This window comes from Vibrio sp. OPT18, assembly GCF_015163615.1.
GTDB classification, from domain to species: Bacteria; Pseudomonadota; Gammaproteobacteria; order Enterobacterales; family Vibrionaceae; genus Vibrio; species Vibrio coralliirubri.
On the sequence record NZ_JADDYK010000075.1, the window covers coordinates 21,981 to 43,516 of the forward strand.

Genomic DNA, 21,536 nt, shown 5'->3' on the forward strand with positions numbered 1-21,536 from the left:
ATATCGATGTTTTGGCTATATCCACAGCGCTAAAACCTAAGCAACATAGCCAATGATTATATGAGTACATCATTTGAAATCACAGAAAAAAGGAAGAAAACACGCTCTATTAACATTTGTGTAAACTTTCGTTTTATATGTAAGCAATTTGTGCTGTAATTATCCGCTAAGCTATTCGTCTAACTCATTTACATTGTGTACAGCAATTCGTTGTCGATGTGATAGTTATGGTTATGGAAGTCTTTTGGCTTAAATAAGGATATTAAATGCGCTCTCTATCGGTACAGTGGAAAATAACCCTCTTAGCAGGTTGTTGTTTAATCATTACGTCACTGTCTCTTATTGGTTTCTCGATCTACAACGCAACGAGCAATCAACAAGTCATCAAATCTCAAAGTTCAGAATCAGTTATCAATAAAACTCAGCAGTTGTTGGCGTCTGTTTCTCAGCTTAATGCTCAAGAAACTCAACGTTATGTAGACGAAGCTATTTACCGCGCAGAGATGCTTGCGGCCAGTGCTCAGTTTCTAAAGAACAATGCAGACGAAAACTTTACGCCAAGTGAAGAGCTTCGTACCGCCTTGGATGAAATGGTTCGTCGCTCGGTTTTAAACTTCGACTCTATTCAAGGAGCGTATCTAGTTTTCAAGCCTGACTTGCTCGATAGTGAAGATGCGAATTATGTCGATGCTGATTATGTTGGTTCTAACGAAAAAGGTCGTTTTGCTCCTTACTGGAAGGTGGCAGATAACGGTGAAAATGTTCTAGCGAACGTTCTTTCAGAATCTATCTTGAATGATGACAGCAATAGCGAACGTTTTTACTGTCCTTTGTCTACAGGGCAAACGTGTATTAGTACGCCTAGAGTGGTTAACAGCGGTGGTGTAGCACTACTTACGTCCTCTATTTCGGTACCCATCTTAGTCGACGATGTCGCGATTGGTTTTCTTGGTATAGATTTAAGACTTGATGGTTTAACCAGTGTGATTACGCAATCTGACCAGAGCTTGTTTAACGGTGCGGGTAAAGCTTATGTGGTTAGTCTCGATGGTTCGGTCATCGCTTCTGATGATTCAAGTATTGCAGTCGGTTCAACCTTCCAAAGTGGCAATACAAACAGTGATTTAATGACCGACTTTATCTTTGGTGGTGAAGTGACAACGCAATGGAGCGAGAACGGTGAGTGGTTACTTGCCTTTGCGCCTGTTGTTGCGGCTAACCAAACTTGGGGTGTGTTGTTTGAGATCCCAAGAGAGAGCGTTGTCGCTGATGCCAACAAATTGGATTCCATCATTAGTACTAAGCTAAGTGAAGGCATCAAGACGGAAGTAATTGTAGGTACCGTATTCATTTTGTTCGGTTTAGCCATTATCGCATTTGCTTCACTTTCAATTGTTAAGCCTATTCGACAAGTGGTCGAGCGACTTAATGATATTGCTTCTGGTGAAGGTGATTTGACGCAGCGTTTAGAAGTGAAATCTCAAGACGAAATAGGTCAGTTGTCTAAAGGATTCAACTTATTCTTAGACAAGCTACAACACACGATCAAAGAAGTGATTCACACCACCGAGCAAGTGGCGAGTACGACAAGCCAGGCTAAAGCATCGGCATCAAGCACTCGAGAAAGCAGTGAATCTCAATTTAAAGAAGTGGATCTTGTGGCGACAGCGGCCGAAGAGATGACTCAAACAGCGGGCTTAGTGGTACAAAATGCAGAAGTGGCGGTTGATGCTGCTTGTGAAGCGAATAGCTCTGCTCAACAAGGTCAACAAGTTATCGAGCTTTCAGCCGGTGAAATGAGAAAGCTGGTGGAACGTATGTCGAGCGCTGTTCCTATTGTTGAAGAATTGGCAAAAAATAACGGAAACATCACCGAGATCTTAAGTGTTATTGAAGGGATCTCTGAGCAAACTAACTTACTGGCATTGAACGCGGCGATTGAAGCGGCTCGTGCTGGCGAACAAGGTCGTGGCTTTGCTGTTGTTGCCGATGAGGTAAGAAACCTCGCAAGTCGCACACAGTCATCGGTTGGTGAGATCAGAGCGGTGATCGATAAGGTTCATGCTGGAACTCAAGATGTCGTTGAAGCGATACAAGAAGGTAATATACTTGCAAACGACACAGCACTACACGTTCAGAAAGCAGTTGAAGATCTGGGTTCGATCTTTACTTCTATTGAGGCGATCAGTGATATGAACAGTCAGATCGTTCGAGCAGCCGAAGAGCAACAGTCGGTCTCCGGTGAAGTAAATCAAAGCGTGGTTAATATTCGCGATTTGAGTGCGAAGATCTTGGAGCAAGCAGCGGCTTCTGAGCAAGTGGGTAATGAAATTGACCAGCTGTCTCAACAACAACAGAAATTGGTCAATCAGTTCAAGGTATAGTTGTTCAAGGTATAAGCATTAATCCTTAACCAATTCTTGAATAGAAAAAGGGACAAATGAAGATTTCATTTGTCCCTTTTTTAATTGTTTCTCTAGAAGCTGGTCAATAACCAGCGGCTGACGCTGCTTACTCTTCGATAAACCAGTAGCCTTTGTTGACCAATTCAGTCACGACAGTTATGCCCGAAGGAGATAGGGCAGTAGCCGAGGTAATCATGGTCTCATCGCAAAGTATGTTGAGTAACGAAGAATCCGCTTCATCAACCTTAACCACTTCGCCATTGATGTAAGCCGTGTTGCTTTCATTTTCGTGGTAGAGCGCTTTTAAGCCTGATACTCGGTGAATCTCACCTTCAGACTCTAAGTGTTGAGCGATCTCTTCTTGAGTCCAGAGTGGCTCTGGAGCAACGATATCAAGCTGGTGGCGTGATTGGCTTAGCAGACAACCCATGAATTCACTGATGGTTTCAGGTTGCTCTAGTGCAGATTTCAACATGTCTGTGAGATTGCTTAAATCCGATGAACGAATTTTTCCGTAGCCTTCTTGCGTTTTGAATTCTGGATCGTGCAGGTGTACGTCACCCATATCATGAGCAAGCACAAAATCGGCAAAGTTGCTGATCAGCTCTTGTTCTTTAGGGGAGCGGTAGCCAATAGAGTAGCTCATTGACGGTTCTAACGTGTTCCCTTCATGTGGGAAACCCGGTGGGATATAAAGGATATCGCCCGTCTCTAAAGTTTCATCAATGATTGGGTCAAAACCTTCAATTTGACGAAGTGCAGAAGCTTGAACAGTCTCTTTGTATTGGCCAACATCTTTAGCGCCAACCTTCCATTGACGTTTGCCTTGACCTTGAATGATGAAGACATCGTATTGATCAATATGTGGGCCTACGCCGCCTTCTGGTGCTGAGTAGCAGATCATGAGATCGTCGAATAACCAGTTTGGTAACGCTTGGAACGCCTCAGTCAGATGATTTGCGCCTTGGTGCCAGTGGTTCGCTGCTTGAACGATTAACTGCCAATGAGTTTCGGTTAATTCGCCAAATTTTTCTTCAGAGAATGGACCGTGTTCTGCAGTCCACTGATTGTCGAGGTTAGAGACAAAGCGAGAATCCACTTCTTCTTCCATCGATAAACCAGCAAGTTCTTCCGGCGAAATTGGGTCGACGAAGTTTTGGAAGCCACCCTTTAAGATGGTTGGTTTTTTATGCCAGTAGTTTTCAAGAAACTCGGGCATAGAAAAGCTAAGTTGGTACATGTGAATCCTGTATATTTTTATGCTAGATGCTAGATGCTAGATGCTAGATGCTAGATGCTAGATGCTAGTTTGGCTTGTAAATCTTGCTGGACAATTTTGATTGCTTCTAACGCGACTTTTGGATCGATTTCGTTGCTTTCGAGCAGATAGATCAGGTCGACAGCTAACTTAACTTCTTCTGGTGCGTTATCCAGTGGTGATGGTGTGTTATCAGTGTTCATTTCGCTTAGGGTTCTCTAAGTTAATTAGTCTCTCAATATTTTTCATTGAGTCTTCACAGCGTTCTAATCGCTCTTTTGCTAACTGCCAAGCCTCTTCCGCTTTTTTCTTACTGTGGCGAGGCGCAGAATCAAACGCTAACTTTCGTACTCGTACTAAATCGACCAATCGCTTTTGCCAGTCTTGGTGCTGAGCGAGTTCGTTGTATAGGTCGTTAAGGGTTTTCCCTGACTTACTTTTTCGGTCCAAGCGTAAATCGTGGTTGGCTAACTCTCTTTGGATTGCTGCAATCTGATTGGTCAGCTTTTCTGTCAGGTAGTTGGCTCTGGATGCGGTCAGTTGATTTGTGGTTTGTTCACGTACAATGGTGCGGTACGTTGCCTGAGTTTCAAGTGCATAGGGAAGCAAAACAGAGGCGCCACATTTAAATAAGGCTCGGTCAAACAAGGCTTGATGATAAGCCCCTCGAGATTTATCAACCTGCGAGCAATGGCCAATCAAGGTATCAATGACACTTTTTAGCTTTGAAAATTGATTCATTTCACTTCCCGGTGGCTACTGCCTATAAGTTCACAAACCAAGCTTCATATGCCAGTTTAATTGCAAGTACGCTTACTACGGTAACAAACACAGGTCGTATAAATGTAGCACCGAAACGAATAGCAGAGTGAGCACCAACAAACGCTCCGGCCATTAAACAAAGACCCATGGTTAAACCTAGAACCCAATCAATATGACCAAGAATCGCGAAGGTCACCAAAGAGGTAAAGTTACTGGTAAAGTTCATGGCTTTGGATAGACCAGAGGCAAGTAAGATGTTTAAGCGATAAAGCGCCATAGAGCTTACCGTCCAAAACGCGCCAGTTCCTGGGCCAGCAACCCCATCATAAAAGCCAAGAATGAATCCTTGGTACTTTTGTTTTCTCTTAAGCACAGGGCAAGGCTTAGGAGACACATTATGGCTCACATCTGGAGTCTTATGAAAAATGGTATAGACCGCAGCGGCAAGAATGACTAACGGCAATACCTTCTCTAACCACTCTGTGCTAATAGCATCAACAGTGAGTGTGCCGATTGTCGCACCGATTAAAGTAGATATGAATGCATTGACCCAACACTCAGGCTTGAACAGCTTTTTACGGTAGTAAGTGAATGCAGCTGTAGATGAAGCGAAGGTTGCTGCAAGCTTGTTAGTTCCCAATGCGATGTGTGGCGGTAAACCAAGTGACAGTAAAGCTGGAACGGTTAACATCCCTCCGCCACCTGCGACAGCATCAATAAAGCCTGCTGCAAATGCAACCAGAGCAAGTATGACCAACATGGTTGGCTCAATCATTTCCATAAGTAGCTAGTGTTCTCGTTATCGGCTGATAGGGCAGCCACATGAAAAATCGATGGATTAGTCATGTTGGGTTGTGAATGCAAGGGCCTAGCGATGAAGGCCCATAACTACCTCGAGGGCAGGGGATATTAGTATTTTATTGTTCTTTTAAAAGGCGGTAGTGAATCGAGTAGGGACTTTCCGTATCGCTTCGTTACTATGCGTCTATCAAGGATCGTGACTTTACCAGAATCTCTTTCCTTACGCAGTAGTCTACCCACAGATTGGATAAGCTTTTTACTCGCATCTGGAACAGTAATCTGCATAAAAGGGTTACCACCGCGTGATTCAATATATTCTGAATGTGCTTGCTCTACAGGAGAGGTAGGAACACCAAAAGGAATCTTGGTAATCACGAGGTTTTCAAGAAGCTCACCCGGTAGATCAAGACCCTCAGAAAAGCTTCCAGTTCCAAAAAGAACGCTAGTTTTACCTTGGTCTATTAGCTTTTTATGTTTTTTTAGGATTTCAGTTCGTGAAGTATCACCTTGAACCTGCAATGCCCACGACTTTTTAACGAAATCTGTTGCTAAAGCCTCTGCAACTTTGTTCATTTGCCAGTAAGAAGAGAATAGAACGAGATTGGCTTTTTTGTCTTCTATTACCTTAGGCAAAATTTCAATAAGATATTCGGTAAACTGAGGTGCTTGTGGTTCGTACTTCATTGCCGGAACGATCAACTCAGCTTGATTCTGGTAATCAAACGGTGAAGCCAAAGCCAAAAACTGTACGCCATCTTCTGCTTTTTGGCTGATACCTGCTTGATGACAGAAAAAGCTGAAAGAGTTGAGCGCCCTCATGGTCGCAGATACTAATACGGCACCCACACAGCGGCTCCAGATCTGCTGGTCCAGTTGCCAACCCACCTCCAGTGGCGAAACATTAACAACGAAGTCGCCTTCACTTTCTTTATTCAGTTCGAGCCAACGAGCCAAAGGGGCGCCTTTTTCTCTCTTCGGTTCAGCCATTAAGCGCCAAACTTGAGCAAGGTTCTCTGTTCTTTGTATATAGAAGCCAATTTCTGCAAGTGCAGGCTCTGCAAGTTTTGCTGAAAGCTCACCGTCTTTAACTCGTTCTGCAATTAGGTCTGCAATCTTCGCAACGGCTTGGCTCGCCTTTTGCGTGAGCTGCTTGAGATCTTTAGATTCATTCTCAAGCCACTCTGGTAAGTCGCCATGTTCGAAGCGATACAAGCCGTCTTCAAAGTGGTTAGCGTCAAACTGTTTGCTCATTTGAGTCAGGGTCGGGATCAGCTGTTGCACTGAGTCTTGCAGTTCATTTCTAAATCGATGAACACGCTTTTCGTCGGCGAGACCTGAAAGCTTAGTGATGGATTGATTTAAACGCTCCAACCATGACGCCGCGCCTTTTAAGCTCGCAGCCGCAGAAGAGTGATCTCTGGCTACATGCGGTAAATGGTGAGCTTCATCGAATATATAGATGCTATTTTCTGGTTCAGGGAGTATCACACCGCCGCCTAAGTCAGCATCAGCCATCACTAAACTGTGATTGGCGATAATCACGTCTGCTTTATCTAACTCTGAGCGCGCTTTCTGGAAAGGACAGTCTCTATGCGTGGGCATACTGTTGTTACAGCTGTGCTTATCACTGACAATCATCTGCCAAATCATATTGTCGATTGGTTTTGGCCACGAATCACGGTCACCATCCCATTTACCTTGGGTTAGGCTGCGGTACATGGTTTGAAGTTGGTCGATATCCTTCTTCTCTGGCTTAGATTCGAACATGGCCATTTGTCCGCCATCAACCCCGCAGGCAGCGGCTAGCTTTTCGGAACAACAATAACGCTGTCTGCCCTTCGCTAATATGAAAGAAAACTCTCGATCAGTCAGTCTTCTATATAGAGGGAGGTCTTTATTGACGAGCTGTTCTTGTAGCGCAACCGTCGCTGTCGATATGACTATTTTTCGATTATTGAGCACAGCGACAGGAATAGTAGCCATTAAGTAAGCCAGTGATTTCCCGATCCCTGTCCCAGCTTCTGCAACAATCATGCGATTACTTTTGTGGTATTGACCACAAAGTGTCTTCGCTATTTCTGCAACAAGGTAATTTTGAGCACGTCGAGGTACAAAGTTGTCCAACTGATCTTGGAGGTTTTGATAACTGGTGCGAATAGATTTTTGAATTTTAGTAGTTAGCATACTGTGACCTACGTAACGGAGCGAGGATAGTAGCACATATCACTAGTCGGTACATTTACGGTGAAATAGCTTGCTTTTGAATCAAAGGTAGATCTTGTTCACAAAAAAAAACTGAACCATCAGGAACTTAACTATTTTATTTATGTTGCGAAATATAAATATTAAAAAAGACTGGCTTGTAGGTGTTAAATCCTGAAGTGTGGCGTTGTTGTGAGTTGTTTGTGGTGTTAAATGCTGTTTTGTTCTTTTTTGGATTATTATATTTCCTGATAAAACTAAGGATAAGCTGCTCGTAAAACAATGAAAAAAAATGTAAGTGTTTGATTTTGATTGATTTGTGTTTTTTTTAGGTTTGTTTTTAGTTTATTTGACACGCAGGATAATCTTTTGCAATCTAGACCTCGAAATTTAGTGACGGTGATTAACCAACAAAGAGTGGTAATGACCAGTCATAAAAATAAAAGGGAACCGGGCAAGGATCTCCCATTCTTAGAAAAGGCAGTGGATTTATTATGAAAAAGACTCTATTAGCGCTAGCTATCGCAGCTACAGCAACTTCTGTAAACGCAGCAGAAATTTACTCTAACGACGATACTAAAGTTGGCTTAAAAGGCGAGGTAGATATCTACCTGACTCAATCTGAAGTTGACAATGTTTCTGGTGTTGGTTCTGAGAAGAGCGACGCTGACGTTTCTACTTGGGCTAAAATCCAACTAGATGCTGAGCAGAAGCTAAACGACCAATTCACAGCGTTCGCATCTTTTGAGATTGAATCTTCTGGTAGCGCTGCGAAGTTTGATGACGTTTTAGTTGGTTTCAAAACTGACACTTGGGGTATGGCTTTCGGTGAAACTGGCGACCTAGCAGAATCTGCTGACGCTATCCAGAAAGACGATATCACAAACGAAGGTAACTACATGGGTTCTACTGGTGGTCACCACGCAGAATCTACTGGCCACGGTGTTGTATTCAAAGGTCAATTCGTTGAAGGTTTCACAATCGTAGCTGACATCAACACTGAGTCTACAGATGGCGTTGATAACACTTACGGTATCTCTGCTGACTACGCATTCAGCAACTTCTCTATCGGTGCTTCTTACATCACTGGTGAGCGTGCGAAAGATGCATCAGACAACGATGCTACAGACGTAGATTACTCTCTTGCTGGTGTTTCTGCTTCTGCTGAATTCGGCGGTCTATACCTAGCTGCGACTTACGCTCAGTACGAAGGTAACACTGGTTACGGTTACTGGGATCTAGCTTCTGGTTTTGGTAACGGTGAAACTATGGGTGTTGCAGCAGCTTACCAGCTAGACGCAGTTCGTCTATACACTACTTACGCAGTAGCGACTACTGATGAGCATGTAAGCAACACTGGCGTTGTAACTAAAATTTCTGACGTTGATTCTACTAACCTAGTAGTTGGTGCTGATTACGCATTCCGTAACAACATCCTATTCTTCGCAGAATACCAAACTGCTGATTTCGAAACAGATACAAAAACTCTTGACGCTGATGGCGTAACTGCTGGTGTTTACTACACATTCTAATTTGTAGTTAACTATGCTATATAAAAGCCAGCACTATGCTGGCTTTTTTACATTTATCGATAAGGAATTGTACATGAACAAGTGGTATTTGAGTTTTATCTGTCTGTTCTCTGCACCATATGCAACGGCTGGAATCGAGCTGGGTTCTGGAATTACGTTGAACACTCTCAATGGTGAGCAGATAAAAAGCATAAAAGATGCAGTGTTAACATCAGGTGAAAATCAGCTTGTGGTGGACTATACCGGTTATCTGAGTGATAAAGGTAAGAGAGAATTCATCAGCACAGTCCCTTATATCATGGTTATCGATGCTCCTGAAGGGGCTGATGTAGATATTGACCTTAAGAGTAGAAAGTTTGGTAACGTTGAAAAAAATGTCGATAAAGAACAACCCATTTTTAAAGTTGCTGTAAATGGTGATGATGTAGAAGTTGAGCAAGAAGTCTTGCCTCCAGCTCAAGGCGCACTGCCTTATAGCGATATCCCTCAGTTGGTAAAAGACTACAATCAAGAGAGAGGCTTAGTTTTTGATTCAGGAAAGATTCGTTCGTTGAAAGAAGAACTAGCCGCGGTTCAAACTGGTGCTGTGGTTGGTGCGACTGTTGTTACTGATAGCACGGTTCAAGAGTCTGAAAATACCCTTCAACTTAAGCTATGGTATTCAAGAGCAAATGAAGAAGAGCGTAAAGCATTCCAAAAATGGTTAATTGACCAGAAGTAAGACCTAAAATTTTTTAAAGCGAGGTGTTCTTGTATATGACAGGTACCTCGCTTTTTCATTTCTACTATGTTGACTAGATTTCTTTCCACTCACCAGGCTGAAGTTGCCCTACATTCATGTTGCCCATTGAATAGCGAATAAGACGCAGGGTAGGGAAGCCGATATTAGCTGTCATTCGCCTTACCTGACGGTTACGTCCTTCAATGATTGTAATAGCCAACCATGTTGTCGGTATCGCGGCTCTGAAGCGGACTGGAGGATTTCTATCCCACACTTCAGGTTCTTGCATCACTTCTACTTTTGCAGGTAGTGTCATGCCGTCTTTTAGTTCGACACCTTTTCTCAATTTATCTAAATCTTCCTCAGAAGGTGCGCCTTCAACCTGTACCCAGTAAGTCTTTGGAGATTTTGAGTCTGGTTGAGTTAGTTTAGCTTGAAATATCCCATCGTTGGTCAAGACCAATAACCCTTCGCTGTCGCGGTCAAGGCGACCTGCAGCATAAACGTCTTTCACTGGAATAAAGTCCGCTAGCGTTTTTCTACCTTCGCCATCAGTAAATTGGCTAAGAGTATCGAAAGGCTTGTTGAACAGAATTACTTTGCGATCTTCGAGCGCTACCTTAGGTTTTGCATTGGTAGGTTTGCCTTTATATCGGTGCTTACTGGAGTGAGATTTCTTGTGCGAATTGCCAGTGTTATTCTTATCACTGCTTCGGCTTTGTCTATTACCGCTTTGTTTTAATGTTGCACCAGAACGAGCCGGTTTGTCTGAACGAGATGTGCTGCGTGAGCGAGTAGACATGTTAACTACCTTGCAAAAATGTAAACGAAGTGTGCTGAAAAGTTTTCACTGAAACGGAATTGAGCTATCATTTGCGCGCCTAAAAGACACAAAATAGAACAAGTTGATGGACTCTTAAGCCTGATTTGTTTAATTATACCTTCGTGTTTTATTATAACAACGCACTCACGGATTTGGTTCATGCTGTCATCAAGATTGCATGAAAAATAAGATAGAGTACGACTATCGAGTAAGCAGTTTTCACTCTTAGAGTGGCTTACTGGTCAATTTATAACATGCTCACTACTTTAAATGAGCTTGTAAGAACTATAGGGAAATTTCATGCCTACTGAAAAACCAACGATCATCTATACCATTACAGACGAAGCTCCGGCGCTAGCAACTTACTCTCTGCTGCCAATCATTCAATCTTTTACAGCTTCTTCTGGTATTAACGTTGATACTCGCGACATTTCACTTGCAGGGCGCATTATTGCCAACTTCCCTGACTACTTGAACGAAGAGCAACGTATTGGTGATGCATTAGCAGAACTAGGTGAATTGGCTAAGACACCAGAAGCAAACATTATCAAGCTTCCAAACATCTCTGCATCTGTACCTCAGCTTCAAGCAACGATCAAAGAGCTACAGTCCAAAGGTTACGCACTTCCTAATTACCCAGAAGAAGCAAACACTGACGAAGAGAAAGCAGTAAAAGCGACTTACGACAAAATCAAGGGTAGTGCAGTAAACCCAGTATTGCGTGAAGGTAACTCGGATCGCCGCGCTCCACTTTCTGTTAAAAACTACGCGAAGAAGAACCCACACTCAATGGGTGCTTGGTCTGCAGATTCTAAGTCGCACGTTTCAAGTATGGACGACAAAGACTTCTTCGGTAGCGAAAAGTCAGTAACCATTGAAGGTGCTACAGAAGTTAGCATTGAATTCGTTGGTAAAGATGGCGCGAAGAAAACATTGAAGCCAGCTTTTGCACTGCAAGATAAAGAGATCATTGATGCGTCAGTGATGAATAAAGCCGCTTTGGTTGCGTTCTTCGAAAAAGAAATCGCATCGGCTAAAGAGCAAGGTGTATTGCTTTCTCTTCACATGAAAGCGACGATGATGAAAGTATCTGATCCAGTAATTTTTGGTCACGCGGTTAAGGTTTACTACAAAGACGTATTCGCTAAACACGGTCAGCTGTTTGAAGAGCTAGGTGTTGATGTTAACAACGGCATCGGTGATGTCTACGCGAAGATAGCAGCGCTTCCTCAAGATCAAAAAGAAGCAATCGAAGCTGACCTGCAAGCGGTATACGAGACTCAGCCACCACTAGCGATGGTTGATTCGGACCGTGGCATTACTAACCTACACGTACCAAGCGATATCATTGTGGATGCATCTATGCCTGCAATGCTACGTTCTTCTGGTCAAATGTGGGATCCAGAAGGTAAGCAAAAAGATACCAAAGCAATGATCCCAGATCGTAGTTACGCGAGTATTTACCAAGCGGTTATTGATTTCTGTAAAGAGAACGGCGCGTTCGATCCAACAACGATGGGTAGCGTACCAAACGTTGGCTTGATGGCTCAAAAAGCGGAAGAGTACGGTTCGCACGATAAGACTTTCATCCTTGAAGCTGCTGGTCAGGTTCAAGTTGTTGACGCTTCAGGCGCAGTGCTTCTAGAGCAAGACGTAGAGGAAGGCGATATCTTCCGTATGTGTCAGGTTAAAGATGCACCAATCCAAGACTGGGTCAAGCTTGCGGTAACTCGTGCTCGTGCATCGGGTGTTCCAGCGGTATTTTGGCTAGATGCGTCACGCGCGCATGATGCTCAGCTTATTAAGAAAGTTGAAGCGTACCTTCCTGAGTACGATACCGATGGTCTTGAAATTAAGATCCTTGCTCCACTTGAAGCGACTCAATACTCACTGGTTCGTATTAAAGAAGGCCTAGATACTATTTCGGTTACAGGTAACGTATTACGTGATTACCTAACAGACTTGTTCCCGATTCTAGAGCTTGGTACATCAGCTAAGATGTTATCGATTGTTCCACTAATGAACGGTGGTGGTCTGTTTGAAACAGGTGCTGGCGGTTCTGCTCCTAAGCATGTTCAACAAGTAGAGAAAGAAAACCACCTGCGTTGGGATTCCCTAGGTGAATTCTTGGCATTGGCCGCATCTCTAGAGCACCTGAGCGTAGTAACAGGTAACGCTAAAGCACAAGTTCTTGCTGATGCGCTTGATAAAGCAACGGGTGAGTTCCTTGATAACAACAAGTCTCCTTCACGTCGAGTGGGTGAGCTTGATAACCGTGGTAGCCACTACTACCTAGCGGCATACTGGGCTAAGGCGCTTGCTGAGCAAACGGTTGACGCTGATCTTGCTGCTGAGTTTGCAGGTGTGGCAAGTCAACTGGCTGAAAGTGAAGAAGCGATTGTTGCAGAGCTGAACAACGCTCAAGGTGTGGCTGGCGACTTAGGTGGTTACTACCTACTTGACGATGCATTGGTTTCAACACTAATGCGACCAAGCTCAACGCTAAACGCGTTTATTGATGCATAGTGATTGGACTCATCGTTAATCAGTCATGAAGGTGATTTGCTAACGAGTTGCTTAGTCTGACAGCTAAGTCATAGATAAAGTCAAAACGAAAGACGCTTTAACGATAACGTTAAAGCGTCTTTTTTTGTTCTTTTGTAATATCCCCAAGACCTAGCTTAATAAGAATACATCCGCGAACTAATGGTCTAGTGAGCAACCTTATAGCCCCTAAACGAAAAAACCGCTCACGTAAGCCTGTGTTACAGGTATTAAATGAGCGGTTTCAATATTCTGTTTACCTGTCAGCCGTTAATGACGACTGACGGAGGTTAACATGAGTTGGCATTCGCCTATTTTGCGGCGCTGCCTTCTACAGGAACAACGGAGCTAGCATGCGAGCCTTTAGGTCCACTTTCTACTTCATAGTCGACCTGCTGACCAGCCTTTAAGGTTCGATAACCTTCCATTTGTATTGTGGAGTAGTGCGCGAAAATATCGCCGTCTTCACCTTCTGGACAAATAAAGCCAAACCCTTTGGCATTGTTAAACCATTTTACTGTACCTGTAGCCATGCTATACATCCCTCATGCATTTTGTTACTAACGTTGTTATATCAATTGTTGTAAGTGCGATTGATATCATTCCTACCAGCTAAAGAATTTCAGCTAATAGCTTGAATCTCGTACATTGCTTACGGAAATTAACGCTACCCTGCGTAATTATTCCTTATTGTTAATTTTTGAAGCGTGTTACTGATTTTAAATCATGTTGCAAAAATGTATTAAAAAACCTTTTAGCTCCAATGTAGCTAATGATTGAGCACAGTCAATAGTAAATTGGTATAAAAGTGATCAATTTTAATAACAAATCACATTCGAGATTAACTGCAAACTATTAACTAAATAGTAACTTAGCGGTAATCTTATCGTTAGTATCAATAGTTATGGCGTCTTTTTAATCAATCACATATGTTAATCCTGTTAATCGAGATCTTTTATTTGCAGCGATGGAAATGGTGGATTAGGCTCAGTATAGAGGAATATTTTTTGGTACTGTTTCTCGGTGCAGTTTCTTAGTACACCGTAAAGCGTGAATGTGGTAAATTTGAGTTAGGTAAACACTCACGACTTCCGAAAAATAACCCTTAGCAAAGCGATATGAGCAGAAACTTTGAATGGGCATCTCCAGGCTCAGATTTACTGGAGAAAGAAGCAACAAAAGTAAAGCCACCGGCGATGTATAACGTTGTGTTGAATAACGATGACTACACGCCCATGGACTTTGTAATCGAGATCCTAGAGCGATTCTTCTCACTAGATATCGAAAAAGCAACGGAAGTGATGCTCAAGGTTCATTATGAAGGTAAAGCTATATGCGGCACATACAGTGCTGAAATAGCGGAAACAAAAGTAGCGCAGGTCACGATGTACTCAAAGGAAAATGAGCATCCGCTACTATGTACAATGGAGCAAGTATAAATTGCTCGAACAACACTGTTGTTCCCTTAGGAGGTACTTATGCTAAATAAAGAATTAGAGACGAGTTTAAATGGCGCATTTGCTCGTGCGCGAGACAAGCGACATGAATTCATGACTGTCGAACACCTCCTACTAGCATTATTAGAAAATGATGCGGCCAAGGAAGCGCTCCAAGCTTGTCAGGCTGATCTCGATGCTCTTCGCAATGAGCTCGATATTTTTATCGATCAAACGACCCCACTTATCCCTGAAAGCGACGAAACTCGCGAAACTCAGCCTACGTTGAGCTTTCAACGAGTACTTCAACGCGCTGTTTTTCATGTTCAATCTTCAGGTCGCAGCGAAGTAACGGGTGCTAACGTACTTGTGGCTATTTTTAGTGAGCAAGAATCTCACGCGGCATATCTTCTTAAGAAAAACGACATTAGTCGCTTAGATATTGTTAACTTCATCTCACACGGCATTACCAAAGCCAGCAACGAAGGCGACAGCCCTTCATCATCTGATTCATTTGGTGGTGCAGAAAATGCTGAAGAAGCTAATTCAGAAGATCGTTTAGAAAACTTTGCTACTAACCTTAACGAAGTCGCAAAACAGGGCAATATTGACCCATTAATCGGTCGCGACAAAGAGCTAGAACGTACTATCCAAGTTCTATGTCGTCGTCGTAAGAACAACCCTCTGTTAGTGGGTGAAGCGGGTGTAGGTAAAACTGCCATCGCGGAAGGTCTTGCATGGCGCATCGTTGAAGGACAAGTGCCTGAAATCATTCAGAGCAGCGTAATTTATTCTTTAGATATTGGTTCACTGTTAGCAGGGACGAAATATCGTGGTGACTTTGAGAAACGTTTTAAAGCGATTCTTAAGCAACTGGAGAAAGAAGAAGACGCGATTCTGTTCATCGATGAGATCCACACCATTATCGGTGCCGGGGCTGCATCGGGTGGTCAGGTTGATGCGGCAAACTTAATTAAACCACTACTAAGCAGTGGTAAATTACGTTGCATCGGTTCAACAACGTACCAAGAGTACAGCAGTATTTTTGAGAAGGAGCGTGCTTTAGCTCGTCGCTTCCAGAAAATCGATATTATCGAGCCATCGCTAGACGATACAACCAAGATTCTGATTGGCTTGAAGCCAAAATACGAAGCTCACCACGAAGTGCGCTATACCAACAAAGCGTTGCGTGCCGCTGTAGAACTGTCTGCTAAATACATTAATGAACGTCACCTTCCAGATAAGGCCATTGACGTAATCGATGAAGCGGGCGCTCGCAGCCGTTTGGCACCTGCAAGCCGTCGTAAGAAAACGGTAAGCGTGGCTGATATTGAGTCAATGGTTGCGAAAATGGCGCGTATTCCTGAGAAGTCAGTATCGTCTTCAGACAAAGATACGCTGCAGAAACTGGATGACCGCATGAAAATGTTGGTATTCGGACAAGACCCTGCAATCGATGTATTGAGTGAAGCGATTAAGCTGACCCGTGCTGGATTGGGTGCAGACAATAAACCTGTTGGTTCATTCTTGTTTGCTGGTCCTACTGGTGTCGGTAAAACAGAGGTGACGGTTCAACTGTCTAAGTTGATGGGTATTGAGCTTCTGCGCTTTGATATGTCTGAGTACGGTGAGCGTCACTCTGTGAGCCGCTTGATCGGTGCTCCTCCTGGTTATGTTGGTTACGATCAAGGTGGTCTGCTTACTGATGCTGTAATCAAGAACCCGCACTCGGTTGTGTTACTGGATGAAATCGAGAAAGCTCACCCAGATATCTTTAACCTGCTACTGCAGGTAATGGATAACGGCACGCTAACTGACAACAATGGTCGCAAAGCGGATTTCCGTAATGTGATTCTAGTGATGACGACCAACGCAGGTGTGGCTGAAACCGAGAAGAAATCGATCGGCCTGATCCAACAAGATCATGCGCCAGATGCGATGGGTGAAATCAAGAAGGTATTTACTCCTGAGTTCCGTAACCGTCTCGATAATATCATTTGGTTCAACAGCCTTGATCCAAGTGTGATTAGCCAAGTGGTTGATAAGTTCATTGTCGAGCTTCAGGTTCAACTGGACGCTCGTGGTGTGTCTTTAGAGGTTTCTGAGGATGCTCGTCATTGGTTAGCTGATAAAGGCTATGACAAGACCATGGGTGCACGTCCAATGGGGCGCGTGATTCAAGAGAAGCTTAAGAAGCCACTTGCTAACGAGTTACTGTTTGGTAGCTTGGTTGATGGCGGTACGGTTAAAGTATCCCTGAAAAAAGACGAATTGGATTTCATCTATGTTGGTGCTAAAGAAGAGGTTATGCACTAACGAAGTGATTGATAACTCAAGGGCTTAAATTTAATACGCATGACTTCGGTTGTGCGTTTTTTTATGCTTGCGAGATGCGAGATGCGAGATGCGAGATGCGAGATGCGAGATGCGAGATGCGAGATTGATGTGCTTGTGTAGTAAAAAGCTCAGGCAATAAAAAACGGAGCCTTAAGCTCCGCTTCTTATTGTATTCGCTAATTAAAAATTAACGAGCACGGAAGACGATGCGGCCTTTAGAAAGGTCGTATGGAGTCATCTCAACAGTTACTTTATCACCAGTAAGAATACGGATGTAGTTCTTACGCATTTTACCAGAGATGTGTGCTGTCACTACGTGACCGTTTTCAAGCTCAACACGGAACATTGTGTTTGGTAGAGTATCAAGGACAGTGCCTTGCATCTCGATTACGTCTTCTTTAGCCATCTAATCCTCTTTCGAAATTTGGCGGTTTTCAACGGCTTGATTGTGCCGTTAAAATCAAAATATGTAAAGTTGTCGCGTATTCTACCCTTGCCACCGCTGATTTACTAGCCTTTGATGACGTTGAAATCGTACTTTATAGTTCATCGCAGGGCATTGATCGATTTGATAACCCAAATATAACCATTGTTTTTGTTCTTTCTGGGCATGTTGGATCTGAAATAGAACGCCAAGTGTTCCCATCGAAATGTCTATATCAGGATCGAAGAAGGTATAAAACGCACTCGTACAGTGAGCCATGATGTCGGTTACGGCGATACCAACCAACTTGTTCTCATCATAGATGTGCATGAACTTTGTAGTAAGCCACTCATTTTTAGAGAATTGTAGAAACTCTTCTTTCTTAGGTGGGTACATGGTTCCCGAACGGTGACGAGCGGTGATATAGCGACTGTATAAGTCAAACCAGTTGTCATCCATCTCATCTTTCAGTTCCCAGCGCAGTGATTTCCCTTTGTTCAGGATCCGTCGTTGGCTTTTGGAAAGCTTTACCTCAGGAATTGAAAGACGAATTGCTTGGCATGCTGAGCAATTATCACAATGTGGTTTATAAATGGTCGCTCCACTGCGGCGAAATCCATTCGCAAGCAGTACTTCATAGTTATCTGAGGTGTGCATGTGTTCATCAAGCGTGACCGCCACTCTCTCTTCGAGGTGAGGTAAGTAGCTGCAAGCGTGATTGTCTGTTAATCCAATTCTGATTTGTTGTAAATCTGGATTCATTAAGGCATTTCCTTTAGCCATTGGGTTTTAAAGCATGCATCGTTAACGGAGAACTCTTTGAGTAATTGCAGAGAGCCTAGGAATTCATCCCTATCAACCTCGATAGCGCCTAAGGATTCCAAGTGAGGGTTCATGACTTGGCAATCAATCAGTTGTCCGCCGAATTGTGTAAAGTGTTCACAAAAGTACCACAGCGCGATTTTAGAGGCATTGGTCTTCAGGCTGAACATCGATTCACCGCAAAAGACTTGGCCTCTTTGTAAGCCGTAAAGTCCGCCGATCAGTTCATCATCTTGCCAAACCTCAACCGAGTGGCAGAAACCTAATGAGGCGAGTTTGCGGTAGGCTGACTGCATGTCGCTGTTTAGCCAGGTTTCTTCTTCGGGTCTTAGTGAAGAGCAATAACCAATTACTCTGTCCGTCGCTTGGTTGATGCTGACTCGGTAATTGTGCTTTCTTTGAAACTTTTTAAGACTTTTTGACGGTTCGAATGTCTTAGGATTAAATACCGCTCGCGGTGCAGGGCTCCACCAAAGTATAGGCTCACCTGGGCCATACCATGGAAATATACCTTGGCTATAAGCGTTTAAAATTCGCATTGGTGATAAATCACCACCGAAGGCGAGCAGACCGTTGGGTTCATCAAGCGCGTCGAAAGGCGAAGGAAACTCTATACTGGTAGTATCAAGTTCGGTTAGGTATATAGTCATAAGTACCGTATTACAGATTAATCACTGACCAAGAGGTCTTTAGGAGTTTTACCATGAAGAAGTTGCTTTGGATTTTACTTGTTTTGCCCATGTTGGCAAATGCAGCTTACAACAGAAACCAAGCTCGACCAGTAAACGAGGTGGTTTATGGTGAGATTGATACGGTCAGATACATCACTCAGCAAGAGATCGTTGAGTCGAAAGCGAATGGTTGGGAAACCTTGTTAGGTGCGGCGATTGGTGGCTTGGTTGGTAACCAGTTTGGCGGCGGTACCGGTAAAGAAGTGGCGACGGCCGTCGGTGCAGTAGCGGGTGCGGGTATTGCTCGTAACCGAGGTAACACACAATATAAAGTAGAGTACAAATTGGTCGAGTTATTGGTCAAAACCAAAGACGACAAGTTGGTCAACATTATCCAAGATGTCGATAACTCGATGCTGTTCAACCGAGGCGATGATGTACGAATTCTCTATTTTTCAGATGGTGTTCGAGTTGATCTCGTGTACTAGTATATCAATGCGATTGATTGGCTAATTAATCACCGGTTTGGGCGGGATTAGCTCTGGAGTTCGTTGGAAAAGTTCGTTAGTCTGCAAGTACGAAGAATTATTCATCACCCGAAAATAAATACGCGCCAGTGACTTCGGGTGGTACAAGGACTATAAGATTTAATGGAAAGCCTTACGTTACAACCAATTCAAAAAGTGAACGGGGAAGTTAACCTACCTGGTTCAAAAAGCGTTTCCAACCGTGCACTTCTTTTGGCTGCACTTTCTACGGGAACCACTCGCCTAACAAACTTGCTAGACAGTGATGATATTCGTCATATGTTGAATGCATTGACGCAGTTAGGTGTTGATTATCAGTTGTCTGCAGACAAAACCGTTTGTGAAGTGACAGGTGTTGGTGGTGCATTCTCAAGTGACAAAGCCCTAGAGCTTTTCTTAGGTAACGCGGGTACGGCGATGCGTCCGCTGGCGGCTGCACTATGTTTAGGTCGCGGTGAATACGTTCTTACTGGTGAGCCGCGCATGAAAGAGCGCCCAATTGGTCACTTAGTAACGGCACTGCGAGAAGCCGGTGCCGACGTTGAATACTTAGAGAACGAAAACTACCCACCATTGAAGATCACAGGTACCGGTCTGAAGAGCGGTACGGTTTCTATCGACGGTTCGATCTCTAGTCAATTCTTGACGGCATTTTTGATGGCTGCGCCTTTAGCTGAAGGTGAAGTGACCATTAAAATTGATGGTGAATTGGTTTCTAAACCTTACATCGATATTACGCTGCACATCATGAAGCAATTTGGTGTGGACGTGATCAATAACGATTACCAAGAGTTTGTGATTCCTACCGGGCAATCTTACTCGGCACCGGGTGATTTCTTGGTTGAAGGTGATGCATCATCTGCGTCATATTTCCTTGCAGCCGCTGCTATCAAAGGTGGTGAGATTAAGGTCACTGGTATTGGTAAAAACAGTATCCAAGGTGATATCCAATTCGCTGATGCGCTTGAGAAAATGGGTGCGGAAATCGAATGGGGTGACGACTACGTTATCTCTCGTTGTGGTGAGCTTAAAGGCATTGATATGGACTATAACCATATCCCAGATGCTGCGATGACTATCGCGACAACCGCATTGTTTGCGAAAGGCACAACGGCAATCCGTAATGTCTACAACTGGCGTGTGAAAGAGACAGACCGCTTGGCTGCAATGGCAACAGAGCTACGTAAAGTCGGCGCTGAAGTGGAAGAGGGTGAAGATTACATCATTGTTAACCCTGTGGCTGAACTAACTCACGCGGCGATTGATACTTACGATGATCACCGTATGGCGATGTGTTTCTCGCTGGTTGCCTTGAGCGATACGCCTGTGACGATTAATGATCCAGGTTGTACGTCAAAGACATTCCCTGATTATTTCGACAAGCTGAAAATGCTAAGTCTATAAAAATGCTTAGTATGTAAAGGTTTAGGAACAAAAAAGCTTGCCTAAGTGGCAAGCTTTTTAATTATTGCTGAATTGTAAATTCTTTCGAAAGGTGGTGCGCTAAGTATTTAAACATGTTAAATACCGCGGTTGTATTCTCGGTCGGCATTCCATTGCTGTCTAAGAAGTATTCACCTTTGAAGACGAGTACATCGTCTTTTTCTACTACGCTGTTTGCGCGCATGCCTTCAATGTAGTCATCATGTGATTGGATAATTTGGTTTGCGATAAGCAGTAAATCAAATTCTGCTATTACTTTCTTTGTCATGAGTTTATCTCTGATAACTGAATATAACGTTGAGTTTATGGTGTCGAACTAGAAATTCAATGATTTCACAACCGATTAAGAGAGTCTTTTCAAACATCCACAATTTATTTTGTGATTTACGGCAAAAATAATTGAATGGGGCTCGCGTTAGATTCGCGGACAAGCTTAGTATGAGCCCGTTTAGACGTAATGCCTGATGAATAGGCTCTTGCAAGTATTCTTAGTGAGTACTTTATAGCTTCTTTATATTGTGACCCTTTTATCTATGAGTCGTCGAATTGTCGAGCGATCAGATCCAATTTTGAAAAAAGCGGTTGATCTTCTAGTAATCTCGCACAATAGTAAAAAAAGAAGCAATGAATTTAGAATATCATGCGTAAAAGCCCACAAGCTAAATTGTTGGTGCTGAAGCATCGTGATTAAGGACGTTAGAGTCAATATGGGTAAATCGCTCGTTATAGTGGAGTCGCCAGCCAAGGCTAAAACTATCAATAAATATCTTGGCAAAGACTTTGTCGTTAAGTCGAGTGTAGGTCACGTACGTGATTTACCAACGGCGG

At 43.4% G+C, this 21,536-nt stretch carries 20 protein-coding genes; 9 read left to right on the forward strand and 11 right to left on the reverse strand.

From position 1 onward, the window contains the following. Nucleotides 1–266 precede the first annotated feature (266 nt). A complete protein-coding gene (locus IQQ51_RS19595) occupies nucleotides 267–2,384 on the forward strand; it encodes a methyl-accepting chemotaxis protein (RefSeq protein WP_193841886.1) in 2,118 nt (705 codons plus the stop codon). Between the two features lie 127 nt (nucleotides 2,385–2,511). On the opposite strand, the gene IQQ51_RS19600 is transcribed toward IQQ51_RS19595, so the two are convergent. The 5 genes from IQQ51_RS19600 to dinG all read right to left on the reverse strand — a co-directional run bounded on the left by IQQ51_RS19600 (nucleotide 2,512) and on the right by dinG (nucleotide 7,410). After that, complete coding sequence (locus tag IQQ51_RS19600; RefSeq protein WP_193841887.1) at nucleotides 2,512–3,645, reverse strand: cupin domain-containing protein; 1,134 nt, start codon at nucleotides 3,643–3,645, stop codon at nucleotides 2,512–2,514. A 50-nt stretch (nucleotides 3,646–3,695) separates the two neighbouring features. Next, nucleotides 3,696–3,866 carry a pleiotropic regulatory protein RsmS gene (rsmS, locus tag IQQ51_RS19605; RefSeq protein ID WP_017055021.1) on the reverse strand — a complete coding sequence of 57 codons (171 nt, stop codon included), beginning with the start codon at nucleotides 3,864–3,866 and terminating at the stop codon, nucleotides 3,696–3,698. Then, nucleotides 3,856–4,404 (reverse strand): primosomal replication protein, encoded by a 549-nt coding sequence (locus tag IQQ51_RS19610; RefSeq protein ID WP_048612727.1) that lies wholly within the window; start codon nucleotides 4,402–4,404, stop codon nucleotides 3,856–3,858. Before IQQ51_RS19610 ends, rsmS begins: the two co-directional genes overlap by 11 nt. A gap of 22 nt (nucleotides 4,405–4,426) precedes the next feature. Beyond that, nucleotides 4,427–5,206 (reverse strand): sulfite exporter TauE/SafE family protein, encoded by a 780-nt coding sequence (locus IQQ51_RS19615; RefSeq protein ID WP_017062114.1) that lies wholly within the window; start codon nucleotides 5,204–5,206, stop codon nucleotides 4,427–4,429. A gap of 128 nt (nucleotides 5,207–5,334) precedes the next feature. Beyond that, nucleotides 5,335–7,410, reverse strand: a complete 2,076-nt coding sequence (gene dinG, locus IQQ51_RS19620; protein WP_193841888.1) for an ATP-dependent DNA helicase DinG — start codon at nucleotides 7,408–7,410, stop codon at nucleotides 5,335–5,337. Between the two features lie 512 nt (nucleotides 7,411–7,922). On the opposite strand from dinG, the gene IQQ51_RS19625 reads away from it, so the two are divergent. Further along, on the forward strand, nucleotides 7,923–8,960 hold the full coding sequence (locus tag IQQ51_RS19625; RefSeq protein ID WP_193841889.1) for a porin: 1,038 nt from the start codon (nucleotides 7,923–7,925) through the stop codon (nucleotides 8,958–8,960). Nucleotides 8,961–9,033: 73 nt separating this feature from the next. Further along, nucleotides 9,034–9,681, forward strand: coding sequence for a DUF2057 family protein (locus IQQ51_RS19630; protein ID WP_193841890.1), 648 nt, complete (start codon nucleotides 9,034–9,036; stop codon nucleotides 9,679–9,681). Nucleotides 9,682–9,754: 73 nt separating this feature from the next. Here the strand turns inward: IQQ51_RS19630 and IQQ51_RS19635 are convergent, their stop codons facing one another. Beyond that, complete coding sequence (locus IQQ51_RS19635; protein WP_193841891.1) at nucleotides 9,755–10,483, reverse strand: pseudouridine synthase; 729 nt, start codon at nucleotides 10,481–10,483, stop codon at nucleotides 9,755–9,757. A 321-nt stretch (nucleotides 10,484–10,804) separates the two neighbouring features. Here IQQ51_RS19635 and IQQ51_RS19640 point away from each other — a divergent pair, with 321 nt between their 5' ends. Beyond that, a complete protein-coding gene (locus tag IQQ51_RS19640) occupies nucleotides 10,805–13,030 on the forward strand; it encodes an NADP-dependent isocitrate dehydrogenase (RefSeq protein ID WP_193841892.1) in 2,226 nt (741 codons plus the stop codon). A 329-nt stretch (nucleotides 13,031–13,359) separates the two neighbouring features. On the opposite strand, the gene cspD is transcribed toward IQQ51_RS19640, so the two are convergent. Next, nucleotides 13,360–13,581 carry a cold shock domain-containing protein CspD gene (cspD, locus tag IQQ51_RS19645; protein WP_004736548.1) on the reverse strand — a complete coding sequence of 74 codons (222 nt, stop codon included), beginning with the start codon at nucleotides 13,579–13,581 and terminating at the stop codon, nucleotides 13,360–13,362. Nucleotides 13,582–14,166: 585 nt separating this feature from the next. Here cspD and clpS point away from each other — a divergent pair. After that, on the forward strand, nucleotides 14,167–14,487 hold the full coding sequence (clpS, locus tag IQQ51_RS19650; RefSeq protein ID WP_004737430.1) for an ATP-dependent Clp protease adapter ClpS: 321 nt from the start codon (nucleotides 14,167–14,169) through the stop codon (nucleotides 14,485–14,487). A 39-nt stretch (nucleotides 14,488–14,526) separates the two neighbouring features. Then, on the forward strand, nucleotides 14,527–16,800 hold the full coding sequence (gene clpA, locus IQQ51_RS19655) for an ATP-dependent Clp protease ATP-binding subunit ClpA (RefSeq protein WP_048607331.1): 2,274 nt from the start codon (nucleotides 14,527–14,529) through the stop codon (nucleotides 16,798–16,800). A gap of 208 nt (nucleotides 16,801–17,008) precedes the next feature. On the opposite strand, the gene infA is transcribed toward clpA, so the two are convergent. From infA to aat, 3 genes are all read right to left on the reverse strand, one after another. After that, nucleotides 17,009–17,227, reverse strand: coding sequence for a translation initiation factor IF-1 (infA, locus tag IQQ51_RS19660; RefSeq protein ID WP_001040192.1), 219 nt, complete (start codon nucleotides 17,225–17,227; stop codon nucleotides 17,009–17,011). 81 nt (nucleotides 17,228–17,308) lie between these two features. Further along, on the reverse strand, nucleotides 17,309–18,007 hold the full coding sequence (locus IQQ51_RS19665) for an arginyltransferase (protein WP_193841893.1): 699 nt from the start codon (nucleotides 18,005–18,007) through the stop codon (nucleotides 17,309–17,311). After that, nucleotides 18,007–18,717: a leucyl/phenylalanyl-tRNA--protein transferase gene (gene aat, locus IQQ51_RS19670; protein WP_048607327.1), complete on the reverse strand. Its 711-nt coding sequence runs from the start codon at nucleotides 18,715–18,717 to the stop codon at nucleotides 18,007–18,009. The genes IQQ51_RS19665 and aat overlap by 1 nt, the downstream gene beginning before the upstream one ends. Nucleotides 18,718–18,770: 53 nt before the next feature. Here aat and IQQ51_RS19675 point away from each other — a divergent pair, with 53 nt between their 5' ends. After that, nucleotides 18,771–19,226 carry a glycine zipper 2TM domain-containing protein gene (locus tag IQQ51_RS19675; protein ID WP_193841894.1) on the forward strand — a complete coding sequence of 152 codons (456 nt, stop codon included), beginning with the start codon at nucleotides 18,771–18,773 and terminating at the stop codon, nucleotides 19,224–19,226. 162 nt (nucleotides 19,227–19,388) lie between these two features. Next, the gene (aroA, locus tag IQQ51_RS19680) at nucleotides 19,389–20,669 is read left to right on the forward strand and encodes a 3-phosphoshikimate 1-carboxyvinyltransferase (protein ID WP_017062105.1); all 1,281 of its coding nucleotides are present in this window, start codon (nucleotides 19,389–19,391) and stop codon (nucleotides 20,667–20,669) included. 61 nt (nucleotides 20,670–20,730) lie between these two features. Here aroA and IQQ51_RS19685 read toward each other — a convergent pair whose 3' ends face one another. Continuing rightward, nucleotides 20,731–20,976 (reverse strand): YciN family protein, encoded by a 246-nt coding sequence (locus IQQ51_RS19685; protein WP_017062104.1) that lies wholly within the window; start codon nucleotides 20,974–20,976, stop codon nucleotides 20,731–20,733. 439 nt (nucleotides 20,977–21,415) lie between these two features. Here IQQ51_RS19685 and IQQ51_RS27415 point away from each other — a divergent pair. Next, on the forward strand, nucleotides 21,416–21,536 hold a 121-nt coding region (locus IQQ51_RS27415; protein ID WP_265584329.1), incomplete at its 3' end, for a toprim domain-containing protein.